This is a genomic window from uncultured Methanofollis sp. (genome assembly GCF_937919355.1).
GTDB lineage: Archaea > Halobacteriota > Methanomicrobia > Methanomicrobiales > Methanofollaceae > Methanofollis.
Map to the genome: position 1 here is coordinate 1 of NZ_CALFSA010000238.1, position 2,278 is coordinate 2,278.

At 64.9% G+C, this 2,278-nt stretch carries 2 protein-coding genes; one reads left to right on the top strand and one right to left on the bottom strand.

The features are described 5' to 3' along the window. The coding region (locus Q0520_RS11695; protein WP_298670283.1) for a histone deacetylase at positions 1–901 on the top strand (901 nt) is incomplete at its 5' end. Positions 902–1,291: 390 nt separating this feature from the next. On the opposite strand, the gene Q0520_RS11700 is transcribed toward Q0520_RS11695, so the two are convergent. Next, positions 1,292–2,278: YcaO-like family protein (locus Q0520_RS11700; protein WP_298670285.1), on the bottom strand; the 987-nt coding region annotated here is incomplete at its 5' end.

Consider the following 2,278-nt stretch of genomic DNA (forward strand, 5'->3'; position numbering starts at 1 on the left):
GGGCGCCCGGTTGCGGGAGGTCCTCGAAGGCCTCCCCCCGGACATCCCTGTCCACCCCCCTGTCACCGCAGACCTGGCCGAGATCGAGATCGTCCATGACCCGGCCTATGTGCGGTGGATCCAGGAGATGGGGCGGGGTTGCTGTTTTCTCGACGACAATACCTATATCACTCCCTCGACTCTCGACGTCGCCCTCACGGCTGCAGGGTCGGCCGCCGCCGCGGCCGAACACGCCCTCGACGGCGAGAACTGTTTTGCCCTGGTCCGTCCCCCCGGCCACCATGCAGAGTCAGGGCGGCAGATGGGCTTCTGCATCTTCAACAATGCTGCCTTTGCCGCGGCAAAGGCCCTACAACTGGTGGACAGGGTCGCGATCCTGGACTGGGACCTCCACCACGGGAACGGCACTCAGGAGATCTTCTTTGCATCCGACCGCGTGCTCTATCTCTCAGTCCACCAGAGGGGCGGGTTTCCCGGAACAGGATGGCCTGAAGAGGTCGGCACCGGGGCCGGGAGGGGGTTCACCCTCAACGCGCCCCTTGCACCGGGCGGCGGGATCGCCGACTATGCCTTCCTCTTTGCCCGGGTCTTTCTCCCGGCAGTCCGGGCACACCGTCCTGACCTCTTGATCATCTCGGCCGGGCAGGACGCCCTCGCCGACGACCCGCACGGACAGATGCGGCTCTCTCCTGACGACTACGGGCTCCTGACCACCCTCGCCCTCTCTCTCGACCTGCCCACGGCCCTCGTCCTCGAAGGCGGGTACGGGCCGTCGCACGGGAAGGCGATCGCCGCGATCTTTGCCGCCCTGCGGGGGCGGCGGTTCGAGGAGGAGACCGCACCCCCGCGGCCCGGCACCGTGACCCTTGTCTCGCAGCTCAGGAAATTAATGATGTACTAACCAGGTCGGGCTCTGAAGAAGTCTTCGTACGCGTTTCTGAAGAGCCATCTCTGATCACCTCTCGGGCAGAGCGTGGATCCTCTACCGCCTGCCCCACAATCTACCGGGGGACTACAGCGAAGACCTGATGGTCTTCTCGAACTCGCTGACGCTCGTTCCCCGCTCAGGATTGGACCGGGGAACACAGAAAAGAGTTTCTGAGGGAGGGGGATTGCCATCACCGTCTTTATCCTAAGTTAGGGGGGACATGCCGTCATTGGCGGGGTGCTCGGGTTGCTGTATCATTGCCATCCCCATCTTTAGGATAGAGACGGGATGGTAATCTCTCTTCTCAAGGTCTCTGCTCTGTCTTGATGGCAGGGAGTCCGGGGGCGTAGTCCCCCAGAGCCCTCACCCCTGCCTGCGGACGACCCTGTCGCAGTTCATGTGCGAGACCTCGAAGCCCGGCACGATCACCCTGACGACCGGGACGGCGGTCCTCGTGAGGTCGCAGACGAGGACGCGGTCGGCAGACTTCGCCACCTCGTCGAGGACGACCCTGATGTCGTCGTCGAAATATTCGGTCGCACGGTCCGGGACCTCCTCGATCAGGACAGACGGGGCCTCGCGGAACCACGGGGCATTGATCCTCTTCATCCTCTCATAGCCTGCCCGTTCGAGGAGGTGCTGCCGTCCCGGGCTGACCCTGCCACCCTGGAGCTGGCTTGCACGGCTCTGGGCCACCTCGGTGAGGGCGCGGAGGGACGCAATCACCGGGTCAGGGTGGGTGCCGGCACCCATCACGAGGAGGGCAGGGTCTTTCGTGACCGTGTCGTCGGCCGCCGCGGCGACCGTCGGGATGCCTGTCCGTCCCTTCAGGAGCCAGAGGTGGATTGCGATGCCATGCCCCTCGAAGAGGTCGAGGACCTCCCGCACCGGGCCGTCTTTGCCGACCGCAAGGCGCTGTCCCATATCCCGCAGCCTCTCGGCCCGGGAGAGGGCGTCGCGCTCGATCACTTCGAGGAGTGCGTGGAGGACCGCCTCCTCCATGATATTCCCCGCGGCAAGGCCGTTCGTGTCCGAGGTGAAGAGGGGGACGGTCATGCCCAGGCAGTCGTATGGATGGAAGACAGCATTCGAGGGCACGAGGACCTCTTCGTCGTTCAGGAGGTCCGTGGCCGGGCTCCAGTGGATCTTCTCGTCCTTCTCCAGGGGCCGCGGCAGGATGAGGTCAGCCGGGTCGAGGGCCCGTATCGGCCCGAGTTCCTCGAAACTCGCGTACTCCATCCGGTCTCCGTGATACTCGCCGGAGTAGCGCTCGACCGCCTCCATCATCGCGGAGACCTTCGCCTGGAGGGGCCCCTTCCCCTTGCCGGCATGGTATTTTGTCGCACCGAT